The 23,097-nt window shown below is 30.3% G+C and carries 15 protein-coding genes and 3 pseudogenes; 1 reads left to right on the top strand and 17 read right to left on the bottom strand.

The annotated features are described in order from the left end of the window. Positions 1–341: 341 nt before the first annotated feature. Positions 342–710, top strand: a pseudogene (locus tag I6H46_RS06050) (mobilization protein); the annotation flags it as partial. Between the two features lie 44 nt (positions 711–754). On the opposite strand, the gene I6H46_RS06045 reads toward I6H46_RS06050, so the two are convergent. The 17 genes and pseudogenes from I6H46_RS06045 to I6H46_RS05975 form a co-directional block, all read right to left on the bottom strand. Beyond that, on the bottom strand, positions 755–1,507 hold the full coding sequence (locus I6H46_RS06045) for an ABC transporter permease (RefSeq protein WP_200225599.1): 753 nt from the start codon (positions 1,505–1,507) through the stop codon (positions 755–757). After that, a complete protein-coding gene (locus I6H46_RS06040) occupies positions 1,508–2,239 on the bottom strand; it encodes an ABC transporter permease (RefSeq protein WP_004835604.1) in 732 nt (243 codons plus the stop codon). Beyond that, positions 2,232–3,154, bottom strand: a pseudogene (locus I6H46_RS06035) (ABC transporter ATP-binding protein). The gene I6H46_RS06040 and the pseudogene I6H46_RS06035 overlap by 8 nt, the downstream one beginning before the upstream one ends. A gap of 14 nt (positions 3,155–3,168) precedes the next feature. Further along, positions 3,169–3,936, bottom strand: coding sequence for an ABC transporter permease (locus I6H46_RS06030; RefSeq protein WP_019118535.1), 768 nt, complete (start codon positions 3,934–3,936; stop codon positions 3,169–3,171). Positions 3,937–4,055: 119 nt separating this feature from the next. Further along, positions 4,056–4,964: a sensor histidine kinase gene (locus I6H46_RS06025; protein WP_019118536.1), complete on the bottom strand. Its 909-nt coding sequence runs from the start codon at positions 4,962–4,964 to the stop codon at positions 4,056–4,058. A gap of 3 nt (positions 4,965–4,967) precedes the next feature. Continuing rightward, positions 4,968–5,666, bottom strand: a complete 699-nt coding sequence (locus I6H46_RS06020) for a response regulator transcription factor (protein ID WP_004835594.1) — start codon at positions 5,664–5,666, stop codon at positions 4,968–4,970. Between the two features lie 20 nt (positions 5,667–5,686). Beyond that, positions 5,687–5,899, bottom strand: a complete 213-nt coding sequence (locus I6H46_RS06015) for a helix-turn-helix domain-containing protein (RefSeq protein ID WP_004838415.1) — start codon at positions 5,897–5,899, stop codon at positions 5,687–5,689. A 323-nt stretch (positions 5,900–6,222) separates the two neighbouring features. Further along, on the bottom strand, positions 6,223–6,882 hold the full coding sequence (locus I6H46_RS06010; protein ID WP_200225595.1) for a DNA-binding protein: 660 nt from the start codon (positions 6,880–6,882) through the stop codon (positions 6,223–6,225). A 43-nt stretch (positions 6,883–6,925) separates the two neighbouring features. Then, a pseudogene (locus tag I6H46_RS06005) lies at positions 6,926–12,763 on the bottom strand (helicase-related protein); the annotation flags it as partial. Positions 12,764–14,651: 1,888 nt separating this feature from the next. Then, the gene (locus I6H46_RS09795; RefSeq protein WP_234287272.1) at positions 14,652–15,470 is read right to left on the bottom strand and encodes a hypothetical protein; all 819 of its coding nucleotides are present in this window, start codon (positions 15,468–15,470) and stop codon (positions 14,652–14,654) included. A gap of 95 nt (positions 15,471–15,565) precedes the next feature. Continuing rightward, entirely contained in the window at positions 15,566–15,805 is a 240-nt protein-coding gene (locus I6H46_RS09790) for a hypothetical protein (protein WP_234287271.1), read from the bottom strand. Positions 15,806–16,517: 712 nt separating this feature from the next. After that, on the bottom strand, positions 16,518–16,859 hold the full coding sequence (locus tag I6H46_RS09785; protein ID WP_234287270.1) for a hypothetical protein: 342 nt from the start codon (positions 16,857–16,859) through the stop codon (positions 16,518–16,520). A 35-nt stretch (positions 16,860–16,894) separates the two neighbouring features. Beyond that, a complete protein-coding gene (locus I6H46_RS05995) occupies positions 16,895–17,857 on the bottom strand; it encodes a DNA cytosine methyltransferase (protein WP_200225593.1) in 963 nt (320 codons plus the stop codon). Then, positions 17,850–19,571 carry a DNA topoisomerase 3 gene (locus I6H46_RS05990; protein ID WP_019118541.1) on the bottom strand — a complete coding sequence of 574 codons (1,722 nt, stop codon included), beginning with the start codon at positions 19,569–19,571 and terminating at the stop codon, positions 17,850–17,852. Before I6H46_RS05990 ends, I6H46_RS05995 begins: the two co-directional genes overlap by 8 nt. A 62-nt stretch (positions 19,572–19,633) precedes the next feature. Then, positions 19,634–20,500 (bottom strand): CD1107 family mobile element protein, encoded by an 867-nt coding sequence (locus I6H46_RS05985; protein WP_200225590.1) that lies wholly within the window; start codon positions 20,498–20,500, stop codon positions 19,634–19,636. Positions 20,501–20,514: 14 nt separating this feature from the next. Next, the gene (locus tag I6H46_RS05980) at positions 20,515–22,866 is read right to left on the bottom strand and encodes a leucine-rich repeat protein (RefSeq protein ID WP_200225587.1); all 2,352 of its coding nucleotides are present in this window, start codon (positions 22,864–22,866) and stop codon (positions 20,515–20,517) included. Next, positions 22,853–23,092, bottom strand: coding sequence for a hypothetical protein (locus I6H46_RS05975; RefSeq protein WP_001080402.1), 240 nt, complete (start codon positions 23,090–23,092; stop codon positions 22,853–22,855). The genes I6H46_RS05980 and I6H46_RS05975 overlap by 14 nt, the downstream gene beginning before the upstream one ends. Positions 23,093–23,097: the final 5 nt, after the last annotated feature.

The raw sequence follows: 23,097 nt of genomic DNA, 5'->3' as shown, positions 1-23,097 counted from the left end.
CATTAAATCCTATTGCAAATTACAAATTTTAATGTATCGTAAACTTTTTGTGTTTGTATTTTAACTTCAGCATTCAATAATATTATAGATACATTAAGATTTAATTTCAGCTAACTTTTGTGTATTAATATCTATAATAATTATATAACGTCATTATACAATCTATTAAAATATAGCAAAAAAATAAAGGCAGTCCGAAGACTGCCGGTATTTATCTCTCTGCACCTTTGCTATGGTCTTTCTTATTTGATTTAGCTTTCTCGTCTGTCTTAAAGCTTTTTATTTGCCCTAATATGGACTTTTTATCCTTACCTTGACTCTTTACTTGTTCTTTTGCTTTTAAGAGCTTAGAAGACAAAAGAAAGAAAATTGAAACTGAAATGAAGAGTTTATCCCAAGATATGGAAAATATAAATACTATAAATAAGTATCGTGAAATATATAAATACCACAAGAAAAATCCTGAGGACAAACAATTTGCAGAAGAATATTATAGCGAACTTTCCGTCTACAAAATAGCTGCTAAAGAAATTTTAGAAAACTATAAAAAACTGCCAAACACAAAAGAAATACTATCAAACCTCGATAAATTACAAGAAAAAAAGAACACCCTTATGCAAGAGTATTCTTCCTCAAAATCCACTATGGATGAGTTTTATAAGATACGAAAAAATTACGGAATTTATATGGATAAGGAGATGGAGAGATAGTGTCCTCTCCTCTTTTTAAAATTACTTTCAACTTATTTTTCCAACTATATTCTTTTGCTAATTCTTTTCTTTTTGCCAACTTTCATGCCCTTTAATATTTTATATGAAATAAAGCAACAACCAAAATTTACAAGTACACTAATCGCAAATTCCAACATGGATGTTTCATACGCTCCTGACAAAATAAACACAGATGATATTGGATAAATGGCTCTTACAATTTCCTTTGAGGCAAAAAATATTCCCACAAAAGAGTATATCTCAGCGATAATCAGAGCTATCCAGTAGCTCCTTTTAACAAGTCCAATAAGTGCAATAATTGGAGATATTACCATAAAAACGCTTATTCCAGTTAATACATATACAACAAAATAGTGAACTACTTCACTCATATTTACTGCGTGTAAATGCAATACCGCTTCTATAATTAAGGATGCCGTAAATAGTATTAAATAAACAAAAATACTACCTAATAGAGTAATTATCATTTTTGCAGTAATCATATTACTCTCGTCTATCGGTATTAGCCTTAATGATTTCAGTACATCTTCTTGTTCCTCACGACAAATAATATATCCTCCAAACAATGCTATCAAACTTGGCAAGACAAAATATGTGGTCAAAGAATGCACCTGTAAAATATACCATCCAAATGTGTCTATATACTTTTCCCCACTAAATGTAAATTGTCCTTGAAGAAAAACAACTCCCAAAGTCATTATGAGTGCAAATACAAGCAAAAATATCAATTTTGATCTGTGAAGTTTTTTATATTCAGCTAATAAAAGTGTCTTCATTTACCATCCTCTCCTTTTCAATAATAATTTTGTAACTATTGTAAATCCGACGACCCATATCCCTATACAAAGAAGAGAATAAAATATATTTATATCCTGATTTAATATTATTCCCGGGACATCCCTCAAAACAATTGCTGTAGAGCTTGATAATGGGTGTATATACATATTAACCATTAAAATTACAAATCCCGAAAAGGCATAAACAATCGTAATGCAAATCGGTAAAATGTATTTTTTTGTTAAAAATGCGATAGATAAAATAGGCAGCATGGAAACTGATAAAAGTCCACTAATCTCAAAACACTTTCTAATGAGAAAAATCAACAAAAAATGATCCATCTCTATATGATGAATAATTCTTCCAAAAAGAAGTGTAAAGAGAATTGATAAACCCATAAAGACTAAAGTATATAAAAACACAATTATAAATTTGCTAATTAAAAGCTTCGTCTTTTGTATCGGAACAATCCATAATGCTTTAAAAGTGTCATTTTCATACTCCATAGACACAATCATTGTGGAAAATATTCCTAATATAATTGGTAAAATCAGCCATAAATTATAACTAAAGATTGTCCATTTGAAATATTTCATTGCATTGTCTGAAAGGTCTATATTCCCAAAGTATATAGTGGCAAGCAATGGCATTAAGAGTGTTGCCAGAAACATCATCCAAACAATCTTTTTCCTTTTCAATTTAAGAAACTCTACTTTAACTAAATTAAGCAATTCCCTCTCCTCCGGTTATCTTCTTGAAGTAATCTTCCAAAGAATCATTACAGGTTTGTGATGAAGCCACCGATATTCCATTCATAACTAATGACTTATTAATTTTTGCCATATCTAATCCGTGACTATATATCTTTACATGATTATTATCTTCAACAGAATAGTTGGTTATTCCGAACTCTTTTTCCAACACAATAGTCGTCTTTGATACATCAGACACTTCCAACATAATATACTTTCTATTTTTTTATTTAATTCTTCCATGCTGCTTTCTTCTAAAAGAACCCCTTTATCTATAATGCCAACTGTATCAGCGAGAAGTGTTATTTCAGATAAAATATGACTGGAGATTAAAATTGTCTTTCCTTTTTTTATACTTAAATCTTTTATAAAATTTCTAACTTCCGCTATTCCAATGGGATCTAAGCCATTTGTCGGTTCATCTAAAATTAAAACCTCTGGATCATGTAAAATTGCATTAGCAATCCCAAGTCTCTGCTTCATTCCTAAAGAGTAATTTCCGAATAGTTTCTTATCTTTATGTGGTAAGCCAACTACTTCTAAAGCATTTTTTACCGCATCAGGGAAAGCCGTTCCTCTAAGCAGTGCAAATATTTCCAAATTCTCCGTCCCTGTAAGATTAGGATAAAATCCGGGTGTTTCAATAATCGCACCAATTCTTGGATAAATCTTTTTCTCATTACCTTTTATATTTTGGTTAAAAACACTTACTTCACCATTCGTAATATCAGTAAGTCCCAGTATCATCTTCATAATAGTGGTCTTTCCTGCTCCATTTCGTCCTAATAGCCCGTATATAGAACCTTTTTCAATGTGTAAATTTACCGAATTTACAGCCTTTTGTTCTCCATACACTTTTGTTAAATTCTTTGTTTCAATAATATAGTTTTTCATTTTCTTTTTTCTCCTTAATAATTTTGTCTTTTCATAGATTTTATAGAGAACACAAAAAATAGTGTTCCAATTGTTAAAATATGTAACAAACAACTAAACTGCGATGCATTTAACGAATATCCACCTATACTATTTTCTACCATTTCTTTGGCAGCCGATGATACATTTTGATAAACCCCTAATAAACTTGCAAGCGGATGTATATGAACTAATATCGAAGCTCCAAATATCCCAATTCCTAAATAAAGCAAGCACATAGAAATAGGTAAAACATAACTCTTAGAAAAAGTAGCAATATAAATTACCGGAAGCATTGCAATCGGAATTAATAAAGCTGCAAGCATATATAATATTGCTGCCTCTTTTAATGTAATTAAATTAAAATCTACGAATCCGGCACTTAATACTGCACCCAAAACTGATGACATATATGTTAATACCATCAAAAATATAGTCAGTAATTCTATCAAAATAAATTTCGCAAAAAATACTTCAAATCTACTAACCGAAGTTATTAGTACATTCTTTAAAGTGTCATTCTTCCTTTCGTCAAAAAATAACATTGTAGAAATCATTCCAATTACGATTGGCAAGAACACAAAAGTTATATTCTTAAACGCTAAACAATATAAGTCTCCAAAACTATCCATGATAGGACTTTCTCTTGAAATTGAAAATGCTCTTTCAATTGCAAACAAATTCAAGATAACAGTTAGTATAATAATACCTATCAAAATTTTACTTCTCTTCCATTTTTTTATTTCAGCTTTTATCAAGAACATATCGCACCTCCTTACAATAAATATTATAAATGATTAACCTTGCCATAATCTTGCGACACCCTTGTTTTTATCTTGTTTCAATAAAAAAAGCCCCAAAAGGGGCTTTCTAAATCAGCTACTTACATTGCAAACTCCACAGTAAAGACAGTTTTTATGTTAGGTATACTACTTACCCTTATTTTGGCATTATTCACTCTTAACAATTCTTTAGCAATTGATAAGCCAAGTCCCGATCCTTTTGTTAATCTTGAACTATCTGCCTGATACATCCTATCAAATATATATGGTAAGTCCTTTTCACTTATACCATTTCCATTATCTAAAATCATCAAAGTAGCTTTTGTATCCGATTCTTCTAATTTCAAGTGTACTCTATCACAATTACTGTGAATAATAATATTGTTTATAATATTGTTTAAGCTCCTAAAATAGGCATTTTCATCTATCTTTATATAGAATTCCTGTTCCGGAATTTCAATTTCATAACTTATATGTTTTTCTTCAAAAATAGGAATCCAGTCGCTTATCACATTTCTTGTTAATTCATTCAGGTCTTTATCTACAAAAGAAAACTTCCATTCTCCTGAATCCAACTTTACCCAATCAAAGAGTTTTTCTACAAAATCCTTCAAGTAATGTGCCTTACTTAAAGAAATTTTTATATATTCTTCCTTCTCATCTCCCGTAACAATTCCCTCTTGCACTGCTTCCAAATACCCGACCATAGATGCTAAAGGAGTTTTCACATCATGAGACAAACTTGTCATAAGTGATTTATACGCCTGTTCTGACTGCTTTTGTTCTATTAGCTTGTTCTGACTTTGTAGAGTTATCTCATTTATATCATGACAGATCTTTTCTGTAGTTTCATTTTTCTTAATTAAAATTCTGCGATTGTAATCACCATTTTTTATATCAACGAGTACTTCCTGAATACTGTTTATTTCTTTTTTTATGTTGGTAATTTTTTTTAACAAACAAAAAATTACAAATATCAATAATAAGATTATGATGATTTTTACATCCATATATCATACCCCCTTACTAAAACGATAACCCACGCCCCTAACTGTCAAAATATAAGTTGGTTCTTCAGGGTTAGGCTCTATTTTTTTTCGAAGCTTACTGATAAAAGACATGATATTACTATCATCAAAAAGATAATCTTCTTCCCAAACATTCGTATATATTTGTTTTTTTGTAAAAATCCTCCCTTTATTAGACGCAAGAAAATACAATAAATCAAATTCTTTATTTGTTAATTCTATGTTATTATCACTTATTTTTACAATTCTATTTTCCTTATCTATTTGCATACCATCTATTGTGAGTATATCAGACTGGTCTGTGCTTTTCTGATTGAAATCTATATATCTACGAACCATAGCTTCAACTCTTGCCTTAAGTTCATTTATATTAAATGGCTTTGTCAAATAGTCATCAGCACCTTGTTTAAGTCCATAAATTTTTGAATCATCATCAGACTTCGCAGTCAGCATTAAAACCGGAATAGTGCATTCTTCCCTTATCATCTCCAGAACTTGAAACCCATCAAAATCAGGAAGCATAATATCTAATAAAATCAGACACAAATTATTTGCATTTCGTATTTTCTTATATCCGTCTAATCCATTATTGGCAATATCAACAGAATATCCATCAGTACTTAAACACTTTTTAATTAAATTACATAATGCAATATCATCATCTATAATTATTATCTCTCTCATATCTCATAACTCCATACTTCTTATTCAATATAATTATCATCAAAGGAAAATACATCATTCGGTGTACAATCTAAAGACTTACATATTTTTTCTAAGTTTTTAAGTGTTATAGGCTTATTTTTTCCCATCTGTGCCATAACATTAGTGGTAATCCCTGCCATAACTATTACATCTGTTTTCTTCAAACTTTTCTTCGCCAATAGTATCCATAATGGTTTATAATTCAATGCCATACTAATCCTCTTTTCTTTGTAACGATTTTCGGAGTAATTATATCACTTTTATTGATTATATTCAATTTTTATTTGATTTTTAAAAGATTGTTTACAACCATTTTTTACATTTTGTCTTTATACAGATTTAATAAACTGAACAAAAAAAGAATACCCTTATGCGAGAGTATTCTTCCTCAAAAAAACAATGGACGATCTTTACAGGATACGAAAAAACTAGGAATTTATATGGGCAAGGATATGGAGAGATAGTGTTCTCTCCTCTTTTTTCCTCCAAACAAAAAAAGAGTCGGTGCAGTACTAAGACCACACCGACCATAAGTTTATCTTTCAGCTTCTTTTGATGTTTCTTTCTTTTCTTTAGGCTTTCCCTTATCTTCAGTCTGATATTTTTTGATTTCTCCAAGCACAGACTCTTTCTTTTTTTCTTGTCCTTTCATTTGTTCTTTTGCTTTTAAAAGCTTATAAAACAAAATACGGACATTCTTATGTTCCTTTCCGTTGTTGTCAATGCTTGTTTTTACTTGACCAAATATTTTAACAAAATCTCCTTGTTTTAAGTTCTCTAAATCTTTTGTCTTATCTCCATAGGCTGAACAATTGGTATAAACTTTATTCCCATCGTCATCTTTTGAAACAATTGAAAAGTTGCTTACCTTGAACTTTTCTCCATTAGCATTTTCTCTTTCAAGATTTTCTACTTTTCCAGCTATATTGCCAACGAGATTTATAAGATCGTCTTTTTCTTCAATATCACTGACATTTTCAACAATCTTACCTTGTTCTTTCATATCATCAATCATATAGTCAAAGTCATCACTTAGTAGACCTGTTGTGTCATTGTTCATATATAAAACATAGACTTCTTCAAGTGCCTTTTCATCATTGACACCTTTTTCTATGCTCACAAGTGCTTTTATAAAATCCTTGTAGTTATCATTCATCATTTCTTCTAAGTTTTCTCTAATATCTTTGTATTCCATAATTTCCTCCTTGTATTAAATAAGGAGAGCTTTTAGCCCTCCTCTATCGTTCTTGTCCTTTTTTACTTTTTTCTTGATTTCTATCTTTTTCTTCTTCTGATTTTAATTTTGATATTTGTCCCAATATTGATGGTTTCTCTTCTCTTGCGTGAAGATTATCCTCTACATCATAAGTTGATTCAAAGTAATCACTATCTTTAAAATCATTGTCATACCTATCTGGTATTCCATCATTGTCAAGATCTTTTGCTAGTGGATCATAGAAGTTTCCATCATCATCTATTTCTAGTCCTAGTGCTTGTTTTAAATCTTCTTCATCTACTGATACCAGATCATCAAAACTTGACATCTTTATGGCTTCAGTCATATCTTTAAGAGCTTGTGAATTGGATATATCTTCTTCTACAAAAGATTCTGTTCTAATAGCTACATTATCTACATACTGAGTCCATGTTTTTTCTTCCAAATTTACCTCATATTGAATAGAGTGCTTCCCATCAGGTGTTTCTGTATAAGCAAGTCCTATATGGCTTAAATCAGGGTATAGTTTGTCAAAGTCTTCATAACTATTAGATTCTGAAAACTCGTAGTTAGAATAATCGACTATCGCCCTCTTTAAATTTTCTAATAATGGTGATTGGTTTTCTAATTCTTCGACTTCTCCCATATCTAAAAGTTTATTAATCTCAGCTAGTCTTAGTATCTTATCCCTTAACTCATCTGCTCTTTCAAATGGTTTTGTCAATTCTACTTTGGCATTTTCTAAAGATTCTTTATAGTTTTGAAGATTTTGATTTAATCTTTCAAGTCTTGCAGGCATTTTTTCAATGGCATTATCAAGCCTTGTTATATTACCATCAGTAGAGTTTGAAAACTCTCCGAAGTATTCGGCTTTTCCTAAAAGTTTAAAGGTATGAGTATTAGTCATAAAGTTATATGAAACTTGTAAGTCTAAATTTCTATATTTACCAATAACCTTGCTATCATTTATCTTTACCTTTTTTATTTCTTCTAATAGCTTCTCTCCAGCTTCTTTCTTATCTAAAATTTTATTTGTCCCAAGACTGATTGAAGTGAATTTACTATCTCCTTCTCCTAATTTCTCAACACTTGCAATATCTTCTTTAACTGCTTGTATTTCCATTTCAGTTTTTAAAATACTTTGAGGATAAATTTTATTTACCTTATCTTCAAGCTTATATTTATTAGACTTGTAGTTTGATTCCAACATTTTTAGTTTTGTAACTTCGTTATCTAAATCCATCTTTTCTTTAATTAAAGGATTACCAGTAGCTAAAGCCTTAATTTCTGAATAAGATAGACTTGCCTCATCAACATCTTCAGCAACACGCACAGGTGTCTTGCTTGTCATTATTTGTGATATGAATTTCTGCTTATTCTCTATTGTCTGCCACAAATAAGAATCAAAGGTATTCTCTGTGACATATCTAAAGATATTTACCTTATCATTATCATTACCTTGACGAACAATTCTACCACTTCTTTGCTCTAGGTCAGACGGTCTCCATGGGACGTCTAAATCGTGTAAGGCTATTAATTTGTTTTGTACATTTGTACCTGCTCCCATTTTTTGAGTAGAGCCTAATAATACTCTTACTTCTCCTCTCCTTACTTTGGAGAATAATTCGTCTTTTTGTTTGTCTGTATCTGCTTCGTGGATAAAGGCTATTTCATCTTTTGGTATTCCCATATTCACTAGCTTATTTCTAATATCATCATAGATATTAAATTCTCCATCTCCTTTTGGTGTGGACATATCCGAAAATACTAATTGAGTCGATGAATTTTCTTTTGTCTTATCCCAGATCGAAAAGATATTTTTAACGCATACATTAACCTTTGAATTAGGATCATCGGGAAGTAGTGGATTTATTAATCTTTGGTCAAGAGCAAGTTTTTTACCATCATTTGTAATCTTTAACATATTATCTTCTGTTGGCTCGACCTGGTTATTTCTAACTGCGTCAGCTCTTTCTGAAATAGCTTCTAATATTTCTTTTTGTTCCTCAGTAGGTTTCGTTTTAATAACTTCAAAATTTGCTTCTGGCACTGGCAAATTTAACATATCTGAAGTCTTTATATCTGCTACTTCTTTAAACATAGACATCAACTCTGGCAAGTTATAAAACTTTGAAAATCTTGTCTTTTGCCTATATCCTGTGCCTTCTGGAGATAATTCAAAGGTGTTTTCTGTTTCTCCAAAAGTAGAAGCCCAAGCGTCAAAATGTTCTAATCCCCTTGCCTTTAAATCATCATACTGAAGGTATCTTTGCATGGTATAAAGCTCTGTCATTGAATTTGATATTGGTGTACCAGTAGCAAATACAACGCCCTTTCCATCTGTCATTTCATCCATATACCTACATTTCATATACATATCCGAAGACTTAAAGGCTTCACTTTGACCGATACCCGCAACATTTCTCATCTTGGTATGCAAGAATAAGTTTTTGTAATTATGAGCTTCGTCTATAAATAACTTATCTACTCCTAGTTCTTCAAAGGTTATTACATCGTCTTTTTTAAAGTCATCATTTAATTTTTCAAGTCTTACCAAGAGTTTCTTCTTTGTCTTTTCCAGTTGTTTTACTGTGAAATTTTCTCCTCTATTTCTTTTGTTCTCATCAATAAAGGAAACTATATCATCTATTTGGTCTTGTATATGCCTTACCTGGTATTCCTTGGACATTGGTATTTTTTCAAATTGAGAGTGTCCTATGATGACTGCATCATATTCTCCTGTTGCAATCCTACCAATAAATCTTTTCCTATTTTTTGGTTGAAAGTCTTTTTTATCTGCCACCATAATATTTGCTGACGGATATAATTGCATAAACTCTCTCCCGATTTGAGTGATTAGATGGTTAGGAACTACAAATAATGATTTACTTGCAAGTCCTAACTTTTTAGATTCCATAGCAGAAGCTACCATTTCAAAAGTTTTTCCTGCTCCTACTACATGGGCAAGTAGTGTATTTCCACCATAAAGAGTCCTTGCAATGGCATTTTTCTGATGTTCTCGAAGTCTGATTTCAGTATTCATTCCATCAAAAGTTAAGTTAGAACCATCAAATTCTCTATTCCTAATTGAATTGAATTTTTCATTGTAAATTTTTTCTAGCCTATATCTTCTATCAGGATCTTCAAATATCCAATTCTTAAATTCTTCTTTAATCAGCTCTTGCTTTTGACTTGCAAGCATAGTTTCTTTTTTGTTTAATACAGAAGTCTTAGAACCATCATCATTTATTACTTGGTCAAATACCTTTGTATCTTTTAGATTAAGAGCATTTTCAATTAGCTTATAGGCATTCACTCTACTTGTACCATAAGTCATGTTAGCAAGGTCATTAGTCGAGTCAACACTTTTACCTTCAATATTCCATTCACTTGTATGTGGCGAAAACCTAACATTTATATTCCACCTATCATAACCTGGCGTTTTTAAAAGATTAAAAGTAAAGTCTTCTATATCTTTTTGAGGTATCCAAGTTGCTCCTAACCTTACATTTATATCAGAAGCAGTGAGTTCTTCAGGCATAACTTCTTGTAATTTTTCTCTTTGATATTTGAGCTTGCCTAACTCGTTTAATAATGTATCTTTCTTTTCAGAAGGTGCTAAATCTATTACATTTTCAATTTCTCCTATATATGAATTGAGATAACCAATCTTTTCTCTAATATTGCCACTTAGATACTCATCAGCCGATACATATGAAAAGTGAAAGGGATCGTCATTATTAAAGTTTTCAAAGGGCATTCTGTTATTTATTAGGTCTGTGTCCTTAATATCTAAAAAAATCTCGCCCTCAAGCTCACCAATTAAAGTATCCCTATCTTTATTAGTGATAGATTCCATATATTCAAAATCTACATATCCTTTTTGTGAAACTGATAAAACTAAAGCTTCAAGAGAAGTATCTACATGGTCTACTACCTTTGCCTTTGTTATTGTTCTTTTTGAGAATATATCACTCTTAGCTTTGAAATTATCCTCATCATCAAGTATTTCTATTGATGAAACCAAAGAAAAGTTTGAGTCTTCCTTTAAGGCTCTAGTGTTTGATAAGGAGTTAATAAAGCCATGTTTCTTTGAAAAGTTATCATAGACCTCATTTAACTTTGCTTGTGACTCTTCTATTTCTTCGTCTGAAAAATCGTCCTTTTGCTTTTCTATTACATCTTTTAAAGCATTCATTACATCAAGATAATCTTTTATCTTTTCTTTATTTTTATCTGATATATTCTGCTTAATTAATACTGAGTTTTCTCTTAGGTAGACTTCTTCATCAATGATGGTATAGGAAAAATTCTTAACATCATCTGTTGCTGGAAGACTTAATTCTTCATCTTCCAATAGCTCGACTTCTTCATATTTTGAGTTTGAAGATATTTCCTTACTTGCAAGATCCATTAAATCTTTTAGATTTTCGTCTTCTTTTTCATCACAAGTAATAGTATTTCCAAATCTTCCAGATATTTCTTTCATATCCCCTAATACCATCTGAGGATTATCTACAAAGTATTTATTGTAGGTCAAACCTTTATTATCAGTTGCTAGATGAATCCAATCGTCATCTCTTTCTATAACTGAATCTCTCTTTTTTAAGAAAATAATATCTGAAGTAACTTCTGTGCCAGCAAGTCCTTTAAATGTTGTATTAGGAAGCCTCATAGCTCCTAAAAACTCACATCTTGCATTAATATATTTTCTAACGGATTCATCTTTTTTATCCATAGTTCCAGATGAGGTTATAAAGGCAATAATTCCTCCATTCCTTACCTTATCTATTGACTTTGCAAAAAAATAATCGTGAATCAGAAAATTATTTCTGTTATATTCACGATCGTTAACTTTAAAATCTCCAAAGGGAACATTTCCTATTACCAAGTCAAAGAAATTATTTGAGAAGTTTGTTTCTTCAAAGCCTTTAATTTGAATATTAGCTTCAGGATAAAGTTCTCTTGCTATTCTTCCGCTTAGACTATCTTTTTCTACTCCATAGACTTTAGAGCCTTGTATTTCACTTGGCATATTACCAATGAAGTTACCAACTCCTGCAGCTGGTTCAAGAATATTTCCAGTCTTAAAACCCATATCTGTTAGAGTCTTATATATTCCATCCATTACCTCTCTAGGTGTATAAAACGATGTTAAGGTAGACTCTTTAGCATTTAAATACTCTTCATTTGTTAGATTTTCTTTTAAAATGTTTCTTGCTTCAAGCCATTGCCCTCCCTTTTCTTCATCGAAGACATCGGCAAGACCTCCCCAACCCAGATAATCAGCCAGATATGCTTGTTCATACTCTCTTGGACTCCTATTTTCATTTTCAAGTCTTTTTAGCATTTTAATAGCTTTGATATTTTTATCTAGTCTTTCTGATGGTGTAAGGTATTCTGAGTAGATATGATTTTTCAAGTCATAATTTCTAGCAAAACTTAGTCTTTCCTTATTAGGTTCATAGCCTAGATTCTTTAAATCTTCTTTACCCCTCAATAAGTTTTCGGCTGCTTCTCTTGGAACATTGTATCTATCCATCATTTGGTCAATTTCAAGATTGTGGTTATCTATAAAGCTTTCTTGCTCTACTTGTCTTTCAATTTGTTTTTCATGCTCAGATAATTTGTATATCTCATAATTTCCACTATCTAAAAGGTCATCAATCTTTCTACTTTCTTCAAATGTTTCACCCTTATATAAAGGATATTCTTCCCCATTAATTTCTACTTTAGTTCCAGTTTCAATCAAGTTAATTCCATCAAAGATCTTCTCATCTTCTAAAATAAATTCTTTTCCAACTTTTACTGCTAGTTTTTCTGATGTTTGACTTAGATTTTCAAAGATTTCTTCAAGGTATGAATCGTTTCTATATGGAATTACTTCCGAACCCCTAATCATACCTCCCATGTATTCCATATTATCTCTAATGGTTACAGTTTTAAGTCCTCCACTTAGTTCATCAAAATCTGTAATTGTAAAGTCCTTATCTTTATATCTAACCTGATCGCCTATCTTAAATTTAGGCTCTATCTTTTCCTTAATTTCTTCTTGTAGAAATTTTTCCTCACTTAGGGCAACTTGTTCTTCTAAATATGAAAATTCACGCTCATTTACTTCTTCACCATCACCAAGATCAATCCTATAGTGTTCGACAACTTCGCCGTCTACATAGTGGTCAAAATAGAATTTGAAATATCCGATATAATCATCTGTCATTTCTCCAAATTCATTTTCTCCAAGAGTTTGATTATGGTCTTTAACATCTATATCTTTTTGTCTTAGGACATTTATTAATTCTTTGGTTACTATCTGTCCACTATAATCAGGAACTAATTCGTGGTTTTCATTAAATTCTACAATCCAATAATCTTTTCTATCTTCAGTGTTTTTGCCATCAAAAAAAGAAGCTTCATCAGCTTCCTTTTCTTGGCTTATTTCATTTTCTAAGCTTCCACGTATTCCTTGATTGCCATTCTCTTCACTGTTGCCATCAAGTTGTTCATCTGTCCTTGGTATTGCTCTGGATTCTCTCTCATCATCTTCTCTGTCAATCCTTGTGCTTTCATCATCTTGACTTTCTCTCTCTTGATAAAGTCCACTGCCTGATTCTGAATTTCCTTCAGGTGGTTCAAAAGTGTTTTCTCCTCGTACATTTTCTGAAGTTTCTTCCAGTTCTCCATGTCCTCGCTCCCTACTAGGTAAGACAGTCTTAGAACTGCGTATGTTGGATTCGGAAATCTCTCCATAAATTCCAGATCCTTCTCCATCATGTCCAAGGTTTTCTCTTCGATCTTCATCGCTATTTCCTCTGTCGCTTCCATCTGTGAAAACTCGTCCATCTCTACTTCTTGACCTATCATCTCGTCTATATAAATCATCTTGACCTCCTCTATCTTCATTTATATTTTCTATATCTCTATTATAGTCGGCACCGGCCCTTTCTGTCAGCAGCCTAGCACGATCCATTTCCTTAGATTTTTCTATTGTGCTATCTATAATATCTTCGCTAACCCTTGATATTACAAGACCTATCTGTTCTAAAGAAATTGTATTTATCCTAGAAAAATTATTTTTTAAATTTTCCATATCCATAGGATAGACTGTATTAAACCTATTAGCTACCGCATAGGATATTGAGTCTCTAATAAATTTTTCAAAGCTAAGTCTATCCTCTATATCTATCCTCAAATCAGCAAGAGCCAATTTAATGTATTCATCTCCATAAATTCGACTTAAAGAAAATATATTTTCATTAAGTGAATCACTAGATTCAAATGAAAAATCTCTTATTATTTCTTTTAAAGCCTCGTTATGGTTTTCGTGGTCAAACTGCCATAAGCTAACCTCATTAATATTCCTATTCATTGATGTGGTCTGACTAATATCAAAAATGTATGAAACTTTTTTGTTTATATCACTTCCAACTAAAATTGGAATACCCTTTTGCCCCCTCATAACAACTCTACCAAAATATTTCTTCCACATATCAAAGGTCGCACAAGCTCTAGCTTCAGGTTCCTTGTTATATATACTTAACTGGCTTGAAAAATCATATTTCTGATTATTGCCTATAACTTTTAATAGCTTTAAATATTCTTTTTCATCTTGTAACACTTCATACTTTATAGCTTCTTGTATATTCTTAAAATCATTTACTTGCATTCTCTACCTCCTTTTTAGAGTAATAAAAAAGACGATAGATTTTAAATAATCTACCGTCTTTAATGTAATATAATTAAATGACCTATATTAATTTTTTAAGTTTTTTATATAAGTTCAATAATTCGTTAATATCCATATCCATTATAGGCTCATACATAAAAGAGTTTATATGAATATTTTCTGGAGTCATTATATTAACTTCATTAACAATATTAATTTGTTCTTCATTCGCAATCTGCTTATATGCATCAAATAATACCCTGGTCATATTATTAGTTTTATCTACATGATTCAGAAATTCCGCTTTATCTCCTGTTTTCAAATTATTTTTCACTTTCCAATTGAGCATCCCATTATAATTATTAATTTTATCTAACATTATTTCCTCAGCTTTAAGTCTACAAGCCATTGATAATAAAACTTTATGCTCGAGTAAATTTAAGTTATTACTTAAGTTTTCAGTAGTTTCATAAAGCTTTTCTATAACCAGATCATCCTCTTTAAATTCACTTGGTATATCAAATTTCCCTAAATATTCTTTATATACTTTCCCTAAAGTTTTAAAAGTAATAGTTCCTGAATTATCTTTATTGTGTAGTAAATTAGTTAATAGCTCATAATCGCTATCATAATAATTTGAATCATTAACATATTTATCATAACTATATTCAATTAGATTCCTAACAAATGGTATAAGTGCAAATAAAGAATATTTATCTGGTTTACTTTTCCATGTTATAAAAGGTTGCTTTTGATATTTTTCTTCTATCAAATTTAAATCCTGTTTGTTTTCAACGATAAATCTAGATTTACGAGGTACATTGAGTCTAGAAGAAATTGTTCTATAAAAATCAAAATTATGAGATAAAATTATCATTCTAAAATTATCAATTGTTGCCATTTCATACAAATATTCTACAATAGCATACTTATTTTTATAATCAAAAGAATCTGCTATATCGTCTACTATAAATAGGATTTCATTGCTTTCTTTTCTTATTTTTCTATGTCAAATATTATATTTAACAAATATAAAGATCTTTTTTCTCCTTGACTTAACACGTCTAATTTTTCTAAATTTGATCTATCTAAGCTTGCTTGATTTTCACCCTTCTCAAATATAAACTCCACACGTGGGAGGTTTTCTCCTATTATCGCTCCCTTTAAATTTGATATTTTCATCTTATATGGAACAGTAAACCTATCTTCAAATATTTCTAAAGAACGATTCCACAATGTATTGTCTATATTGAGATTTTTAACATTCTCCTCTAATTCTTTATATATCTCTAATAAATCATCAAAAGATTTCTTTTCTTTCTTTATATAGGAAGTCCATAATTCTTTTTTAAATTGTCTAAATTTTCTATTTTTAAAAACTCTATTAGCTCAGGATTATTTTCTATTGTATCTCTTAATAATATGCCTTTTGTATCACTTAGTAACTTTTCTATCTGTTGAAACTCTGGAATATCTTTAATTTTCCCTTCTATTTCATATAATTTCTCTTGTAGTTCATCATTATTACCAATTACTATGCTATTATTTAAATTAAGTTTATTATCTCTTACAAAAAATTATCTGAATCTAAATTTTTTGCAACGTTTTTCAATTTTGGAAATGTGAACTTACCTTTTTCAAAAAAAGTATAACTACTGTATATAGTTTCAGCAGCTTCACAAAACTCTTTTATTTTATTTTGAAAACTACTGTCCTTTATTTTTTTAATTACACTATTATCAAAATTGTCGAGTATTTAACATTAGGTAAATACGTTTTATTTTCAACTTCACCTAATTCTTTCAAGCTTAATAAAAAGCTTTTTCACTTAAATTCATTTCAGAAACTATTGTAGGCTCTAATTCATAAATTTTTCTTCCTTGTTGTGTTTTTTCAATTTTTAGTCCTGAATATTGCACTAACTTTTTTAAAAAATTATTTTTTTGCTTTAATAAAGTTGTGATAGATTTTTTGTTTTTTCGTCTACTAATAAATCCGCTATACTATTAGATTCATAATAATTTTCAAAGCTTTTTATTACAAACACTTGCTCTTTTCTTATATCTTGTCCATCTACGCTAACATTAACTTCTGCTTTTATATCGAATATTTCATCACGTATTTCGTCAGCTTTACCATCTTGAATTTTCTTAAAAGTTTTTGCAAAAGAAGTTTTCATTAATCCATTTTTTGCATATACTGTAATCACATTTGTATTTGTAAAATCGAATTCATGGTTAAACTCATCTATTCCATAACAATTCTTTAATTTACATTCTAGAATATCCATATCATGCCCTCCAGTCTTTTATTTTATTATATCATTTACAATAATAAGTTTGCACTAACATGCATTAGTGAACTAATAATGCACATTAAAACATCAACCACAATAGAATTGCCGGCCTGCTTATATAGTTTACTTGAAGTACAATTTTTTCTTCTTGGATGCACTTCTTCTAATTTATCCATATCACTATCATCAAAACCCATGAGTCTTAAACATTCTCTTTCTGTTAAATACCTATATTTACCATTTCCAATATCTATTATTCCTGAATTAGGAACTCTCATCTGTTTTGTAGAAATAGTATAAGAAAAATCTTTAATCACTTTGAGTCGCCCTCTAAAACTATTATCTATGCCTTTATTTAAAGATTTCAGCATATAAGGTTGGGTCATTGTATAAAGTTCACTTACATCCTTTTCTAAAAAATCACTTAGTGGTCTTGTTTCTTTCCTCTCCAATTTATTAAAAGAAAAGTTATTTGCTCCAAGACATGAAACAACAAATATCCTCTCCCTTTTTTGAGGTATCCCAAAGTCCATTGCATTTAAGATTTCATACTTGCTTTCATATCCAAGGTCTTCTAGATCCTTTAGATAAATAAAAAAGGAGTCCCTCATATTTCTATCAAGGACTCCCTTTACATTTTCCCAAATTATCCATTTAGGTTTTTCTTTCATTTCTTTAATTATTCTAATGGTTTCAAATAGTAGGCTTGATCTAGTTCCTGAATTCTTTACTCCTCCTTGCTTTTTTCCTATTCTTGAAAAGTCTTGGCAAGGACTTCCATGCATAATTAAGTCTATCTTTTCATTAGGACCTTTATATCCTACTACTGATTTTGGCTTATAATCTTCTCCATAAAGTGCGTTGTATGATTTAACACAAGCCTTATCTATTTCTACATAATCAACAACTTCATAAGGTATCTTTAAATTAACAAAAGCCTTTCTAATAGCACCTATGCCACCGAAAAGCTCTAGTATTTTTACCTTATTCATTTAGATTATTCTTGTACCTATCTACAAGCTCCCTTATACTATCTTCTATTTCTCTTAAAAAGTCTTCTTTATCAACTTCGCCAGAGCTAATATTTGCAAGTTTCATTTCCCATTCAGATGTTGTTTCTGCCGACTTAAACTTATCCTCTACAATTGATACAAGCCTATTGCCTTTTTCTGTTACAAGTAAATTTTTCTTATCTCTTCTTATAAGGTCCTTATGGATAAGATTTTCAATAATTCCTGCTCTTGTAGCTGGTGTTCCTAAGCCTTTTCTCTCTACTTCTATATCTTTATCCAAGGATTCTACTCCTGCATTCTCCATAGCCTTTAAAAGTGTATTTTCATTATAATGACTTGGAGCTTTGGTAAATTTCTCCGATATATTTTTAGAAGTTAGCTTAATTTTATCTCCAGTCTTTACATCTGGTAATTCATTTTCTTGTCTTTCCTTTCCATAAGCCTTTAGGTACTTTGTATAACCTTCATCGATTATAGTCTTGCCACTTGCATTGAAGTTAAACTTGTCATATTCATATCTGATTTTTCTACTAGATTCCTTTAAGTTATCCGAGCATGAAGCAAGTAATTTATCCTTAATTAGATTATAGATTTTGCTTTCTTTATCAGATAAATCTTTGGATTTTCCAATGCCTGATATAGTAGGAATAATTGCATAGTGGTCTGTAACTTTAGATGAATTAAAAATAGACTTGAAATTTGATTCATTGATTTTAAAATCTTTTTCAAGTCCTTCTAATAATTCTTTCATAGTATTAACCATGTCATCGGTTAAATATCTACTATCTGTTCTTGGATATGTGATTAGCTTCTTTTCATATAAAGCTTGTGCCAGATTTAAAGTGTCATTTGCTGAATATCCAAAATATTTATTTGCTTCTCTTTGTAAGGTAGTGAGATCATAAGGCTTATCTGGTTTTATAATTATTTCTTTATCTTCTACCTCTGTAATAACTATTTCATCTTCTAGCAAGTTTAAAAGTTGCTCTGCAACTTCAATTCTATCAATCCTATCTGATACAAGCTTCAATCCTCCATAAGATAGGTCAACTGTATAATATTTTTGCTTCTTAAATAGGTTTATTTCACTATCCCTTTTAGCTATCAAATATAGAGTTGGTGTTTGTACTCTACCAACTGAATATGTTTCCTTGTAAATGCAAGAATAAAGCCTACTTAAATTCATTCCTACCAGCCAATCAGCAATTGCTCTTGCACTTGCTGATCTATATAAGTCTTCAAAGTTTTCCCCGTCTTTAAGATTTCTAAAGCCATCTTTAATAGCTTTGTTTTCCATTGAAGATATCCAAAGTCTTTGAATCTTCTTCTTACATTTAGCTTGATTATATACAAGCCTGAAGATAAGTTCTCCTTCTCTTCCAGCATCACAAGCATTTATAACTGTGTCGATGTTCTTATCGTTTAAAAGTTTTTTCAAAACTCCATATTGTTTTTTAGTGTTTTTAGATACTTCATAAATATATTCCTCTGGGATTATAGGAAGAGTGTCTATTGTCCATTTCTTCCATTTTTCGTCTATCTTATCTGGACTTGCCATTTGAATTAAATGACCTACACACCAAGAAACAATGTATCCATTCCCCTCATAATATCCGTTTTTTCTTGTTCTTGCTCCAATTACTTTTGCAATTGTAACTGCTACACTTGGCTTTTCTGCTATTACTAATTTCATTCATACCTCCATAAATAAAAAAAGAGCGAAAGATTTCTCTCTCGCTCAAGCTTTTAAAATTATTATAATAGTTCATCGTCATCATCATCATCTAGTGATTCTTCATTACTTTCTTCATTGTCAGATTCATCTTCTGACTCACTAATATAATCCTCATCATCTTCTTCAAAGTCTTCCAACATTTTATCTTCCTTAGCTTTGACTACTTTAAAATAATATCCTGCTCCTACAACTCCTCCAATTACAAGTGCAACAATTAGAAATGAACCTATCCCGCTTTTCTTTTCTTCTTTTACTGGAACAGTCTTAGGTTCTTCTTTTTTTACTTCTTCTTTCTTAGGCTCTTCAACCTTTATAGTATTTTTATCTTCTGATTCTATCATATTAAGTAGGTCTTGTTCTCCTACTTCTGTCAATAGCCTTACATTATCTTGGTTTGATGAGTGATCCACTATTAAGTGCATAGTTTTTCCACTTTTAGTTTGAAATGTTAAAAATTGTCTTACATCTACTGGATTTTCTTTATCTTTTTCTGTATCTCCACTTGGTGTAATATCTTTTCCATTCTTATCTACATTTTCAATTACTGAACCTCTTGCCTTATTTTCCCCAGTCGCAAGATTATTTACTGCCTTTGTATTACCACCTTTTACAAGTGGTGTTTTCTTAGGAGGATTATTTGAATGCTTATTTGCTTCACTTGTATTTCCTGGTATTCTTGGAACATCTTGATAAGGAATCTCTTCTTTTGATGGTGTAAAAACATCATCTTTCAACATTTTTTCAAATTCTTCTTTTTGTGGTTCATAGATTGATTCGTTTTGACTTTCTATTTGCCCTTCATTTGTCATTGCAAATGTAGTTGCTGGTACTGTAAATGTAAAAAGGAGTAACGCTATGGCTACTCCTCGTTTAATGCTCATATTCATTTTTCTATCCTTTCTTATTTTACATTTTTAAATACATAGACTGCTTTTCTAGCATTGTCCCATTCTATTGTTTGGTTTTTACCATCTTTAATATCTCCATGACTTGCTCCAAAAGCTTTAGCAATATTTGAAATTGAAGCATGAATTCTTCCATTTATAATCACTGGCTTAACATCTGAATTGTAGACCTTTCCATCTGAATCTTTCATAACACCAGTATCAATATTTAGTCTTAATGTCTTTTTAGCTAGGATATTATTCTCTTTATTGGAGAAAATAGCTTCACGAGTAGAGTTGTCATACTCAACATTAAAACCTAGAGTATAGGCAATATATCTTACTGGAATCATAGTTCTTCCTTGGTCTACATAAGTCTTCACATCCATATAGACTGTTGTCTTACCATCTTTGTTGATAATGTTATAAAAGTTTTTATCTACTTGAAAAACTGCAAATTCTTTTTCATCTTTAACTTGTTTTTTATCTCGTCTTTCTTCTTGCTTTTTCATCTTGTTAAGATCAAATTGATTTAGAATGTTCTTGTCATCAGCTTTCAAAAGTTCGTCCCACTTCTTATCTTGAGATTTCTTATCTTCTTTCTTCTCTTTGTTTTCTTTTTGGAGTTTTAGAAGTTCATCTAATTTCTTAGATAAGTCTTGGTTTAGATTTTTGTCTTTTTCATCTTTAGATTGTTTTTCAAGTTCTTCTTTCGATTTTTTATTTACTTCCTCGATTAACTTCTTTGCTTCTTCGATTTTCTTATCTAATTCTTCTTTTAGCTTTTTAATTTCTTCTTCAGAAGCTTTTTGTTTTTCTTCTAGTTCTTTAATCTTCTCTTCTAATTCTTTTTTTGTATTTTCAGAAGATTCTTTTAAACTATCAATAGCCTTTTGAAGCTCTTCAATTTTCTTACAGCATTCTGACTTAGAATTTTCTGTCTCTTTCTTTTTAGACTCGAGGTCTTTTATCTTAGCATCTTTTTCATCAAGAGTTTTTTCTAAGTCCTTAATTTTATTATCTTTATCCTCAATTACTTTAGTCTTCTTTGCAAGCTCCCCTTCTAAAGACTCAAGCTTTTCTTGCATTTCTTTGGTTTTATTTTCGTTTTTATCGGTCTTTTCTTTCTCAGCTTCTAACTCCCATTTTGTAGATGAATAATCCTCTTTTAGTTTTGCATTTTCATCTTGCAATCTTTTTAATTCATCTTTAAGCTGAGTAATTTCTGCTATTAGTTCATCATTATTAGAATTTTTAAGATCCTCAATTTCTTTATTCAATTGAGCAATCTTATTATCTTTATCTCTAATCTCTTCTTCTAACTTAGATTTTTCTTGTTTTAAGTTCTCTCCATTATCTTTGCAAGATTCTAACTTTTTCTTTAATTCATCTATCTTTGATTGGTCTTCTTGTTTCTTATCATTTAAGTCTTTGATCTGATTTTCTAAATCATTAATATTTTTAGTTAAATCATCAATCTTATTGTCCTTTTCATCAATATCTTGACCTGTTAAATCAGTTTGAGTATCAATGGAATATTTATTTGGATTGTAAATAGTCATCTTTCCTTGATACATATCATTGTTATAATCAAATTCAAGTTCTACACTATCTACATTCTTATCAAAGACAAACTCTCCATTTTCATACCTCAATCCATTAGGAATAGATTTGAATCCTTGATTTCCCTTGAAACCAAAATGATTTTCGTAAAATGGATTTTGTTTTGGTCTATATTCAACTTCTTGATTATGGAATACTCCCTTACTGTTAATATTTGGATTGCCTAAAACTTTTATAGTGTGCAATTTATTTCTTGAAAAAGCGTATTGTTCAATTGTCTTCACAGACTTCGGTATAGTTATTTCTTGGAGGTTATTTCTTTCAAAAGTATTATGTTCAATATTTACCAAAGTATCAGGTAAAGTCACTTCTCTAAGTCCACAATTGAAAAATGCTAAACCACCAAGATAAGTTAGACTATTTGATAGTTTTACCTCGTCTATACTTGCATCGTAAAAGGCAGCATAGCCTAAATGCTTAACAGAATCAGGAATAATTACTTTATCCCAATGTTTGCCACGTCCAAATTCTCTTTTAAATCTAAGTTCATCGTTTGAATGACTTAAAGAATAATTTCCATTTATAGACTTCGTTCCTTCAGGAAATACTAGAATATTTGTCTTTTCTTTCTTTTCTAAGCCCTTATCACTAAAAGCGATTATATTTCCCTCAGAGGAATACATAAAATCATCTTCCGTCCAAGTAACATCAGACTTTGCAAATACACTTGTATGCACAGTTGATGTTAAAACTAATAAAAGAGCCATAAAAAAGGCTCTTAGTTTGTTCGTATTAAATTTCTTCATTATGAATGTTCTCCTTTTCTTTTAATTTTTCTTCTCTTTTTCTATCATTGATTTTCTCCATTAATTCTTCCAAGCTAATATTGTTCCTCCTAAGAGTTACAATTATTTCTTCATTTTCAACTTGTATTTCTTCATCGCAAATTTCCTTGTATTTTGCATTTAAATCTTTTAATTTCTCTTCTATTTTTTTCTTTTTGTTCCTAATACTTATAAGTTTTCTGTTCACATAAT

The sequence above is a fragment of the Anaerococcus obesiensis genome (assembly GCF_016599815.1).
GTDB lineage: Bacteria > Bacillota > Clostridia > Tissierellales > Peptoniphilaceae > Anaerococcus > Anaerococcus vaginalis.
Note: the sequence above shows the minus strand (reverse complement) of the source record. Positions and strands in the feature narration are given on the sequence as shown.

Bases quoted from the DNA above. Each gene is read 5' to 3' on its own strand.
- I6H46_RS06025 (WP_019118536.1), bottom strand. From the start codon at position 4,964: ATGGATGTAAAAATCATCATAATCTTATTATTGATATTTGTAATTTTT.
- I6H46_RS06030 (WP_019118535.1), bottom strand. From the start codon at position 3,936: ATGTTCTTGATAAAAGCTGAAATAAAAAAATGGAAGAGAAGTAAAATT.
- I6H46_RS06010 (WP_200225595.1), bottom strand. From the start codon at position 6,882: ATGGAATACAAAGATATTAGAGAAAACTTAGAAGAAATGATGAATGAT.
- I6H46_RS06045 (WP_200225599.1), bottom strand. From the start codon at position 1,507: ATGAAGACACTTTTATTAGCTGAATATAAAAAACTTCACAGATCAAAA.
- I6H46_RS05995 (WP_200225593.1), bottom strand. From the start codon at position 17,857: ATGAATAAGGTAAAAATACTAGAGCTTTTCGGTGGCATAGGTGCTATT.
- I6H46_RS05980 (WP_200225587.1), bottom strand. From the start codon at position 22,866: ATGAAGAAATTTAATACGAACAAACTAAGAGCCTTTTTTATGGCTCTT.
- I6H46_RS06015 (WP_004838415.1), bottom strand. From the start codon at position 5,899: ATGGCATTGAATTATAAACCATTATGGATACTATTGGCGAAGAAAAGT.
- I6H46_RS05990 (WP_019118541.1), bottom strand. From the start codon at position 19,571: ATGAAATTAGTAATAGCAGAAAAGCCAAGTGTAGCAGTTACAATTGCA.
- I6H46_RS06020 (WP_004835594.1), bottom strand. From the start codon at position 5,666: ATGAGAGAGATAATAATTATAGATGATGATATTGCATTATGTAATTTA.
- I6H46_RS05985 (WP_200225590.1), bottom strand. From the start codon at position 20,500: ATGAATATGAGCATTAAACGAGGAGTAGCCATAGCGTTACTCCTTTTT.
- I6H46_RS09785 (WP_234287270.1), bottom strand. From the start codon at position 16,859: ATGGATATTCTAGAATGTAAATTAAAGAATTGTTATGGAATAGATGAG.
- I6H46_RS09795 (WP_234287272.1), bottom strand. From the start codon at position 15,470: ATGGCAACAATTGATAATTTTAGAATGATAATTTTATCTCATAATTTT.